This is a genomic window from Streptomyces sp. NPDC059564, from assembly GCF_042735575.1.
Taxonomy (GTDB): Bacteria; Actinomycetota; Actinomycetes; order Streptomycetales; family Streptomycetaceae; genus Streptomyces.
Genome location: NZ_JBHWBP010000679.1, coordinates 1 through 1514 on the forward strand (window position 1 = coordinate 1; position 1514 = coordinate 1514).

Sequence of the window (1514 nt, forward strand, 5' to 3'; positions counted from 1 at the left end):
CCACCCCTCCCGCCACCGCCGACGCCGACGCGAAGGCACCCGTGGAGACCCCGCCGGCCCGGCCCGCCACCACGCCGGCGCCGAAGCCGACGACGAAGGCGCCGACCACCCCGGACGAGCCCGCGAAGGCCGACTGCGAGATCGTCTCCAACGCCGGCAACTGCTACAACGCGGGCCAGTTCTGCCGCAAGGCGGACGTGGGCCGGTCCACGCACGCGGGCAACGGCCGGATGATCTACTGCCGCCAGGACGGCGGCCAGCCCCGCTGGGGCTACTGAGCCGCGAGGGCGGGCCGGGGCGGGCGTACGCGGCCTCCGCCCCGGTGTCGCGCCACCCCGCACGTCCGAGCGGGCACTCTCCGTGACACCGGGCACGTTCCTCAAGGTCAGACCGATCCGCGCGACCTGACCCGGACGGCGTAATCTGGTCGAAAGGTTGCAATGCGGCGCGCCTCGTGCGCGCCGCATCGCACCCCGTACCCGCTCGCTCGCACCTGGGCCAGGGAGGCGGCGCGTGACCGATCCGTTCGGCTTCCTCAGGATCCCCCGCAAGGCCGTCGCGCCGCGGCCCGTGGCCGAGCGGCTCGCCGACTGGCGCGAGGTGTACGCGGGGCAGGCGCTGCTGCCGCTCGTCTCCGAGCAGGCCGACCGCTGCATGGACTGCGGCATCCCCTTCTGCCACACCGGGTGCCCGCTGGGGAACCTCATACCCGAGTGGAACGCGTACGCCGCCCACGGCGACTGGAGCGCCGCGTACGAGCGGCTGCACGCCACCAACAACTTCCCCGAGTTCACCGGCCGGCTCTGCCCGGCGCCCTGCGAGGACGCCTGCGTGCTGACGATCAACGCCGATCCGGTGACCATCAAGAACGTCGAGCAGACCATCGCTGACGAGGGGCTGCGGCGCGGGTACATGAGCCCGCGCCCCCCGGAGCGGCGCGGCGGGAAGTCGGTGGCCGTCATAGGTTCCGGCCCGGCCGGACTGGCCGCGGCCCAGCAGCTGACCCGGGCCGGGCACGCCGTCGTCGTCCACGAGCGGGCCGACCGGATCGGCGGCCTGCTGCGCTACGGCATTCCCGAGTTCAAGATGGAGAAGGCGCACCTCGACCGCCGGATCGGGCAGATGCGGGCCGAGGGCACCTCCTTCGTGACGGGGGTGGACATCGGCGGGACGGAGCGGGCGGACGAACTGCGGAGGAGCTACGACGCCGTCGTGGTCGCCGTCGGCGCCGGGGAGCGCAGGGAGCTGCCGGTCCCGGGGCGCGGGCTGCACGGCATCCACCAGGCCATGGAGTACCTGACCTGCGCGAACCGGGTGCGCGAGGGCGACTACCCGGTGTCGCCCGTGTCCGCCGAGGGCAGCCACGTGGTGATCGTCGGGGGCGGTGACACCGGCTCGGACTGCCTCGGCACGGCGCTGCGGCAGGGCGCGCTCTCGGTGGTCCAGCTCGACATCAATCCGGAGCCGGGGCCCGAGCGCGCCGACGGGGAGCCCTGGCCGGTGTACCCGAAGGT

General features: G+C 74.1%; 1 protein-coding gene and 1 pseudogene. Both read left to right on the forward strand.

Annotated elements, in window-relative coordinates; translation table 11 throughout:
- Positions 1 to 278, forward strand: a pseudogene (locus tag ACFV0Q_RS41570) (hypothetical protein); the annotation flags it as partial.
- Between the two features lie 235 nt (positions 279 to 513).
- The coding region (locus tag ACFV0Q_RS41575; protein ID WP_385013305.1) for a glutamate synthase subunit beta at positions 514 to 1514 on the forward strand (1001 nt) is incomplete at its 3' end.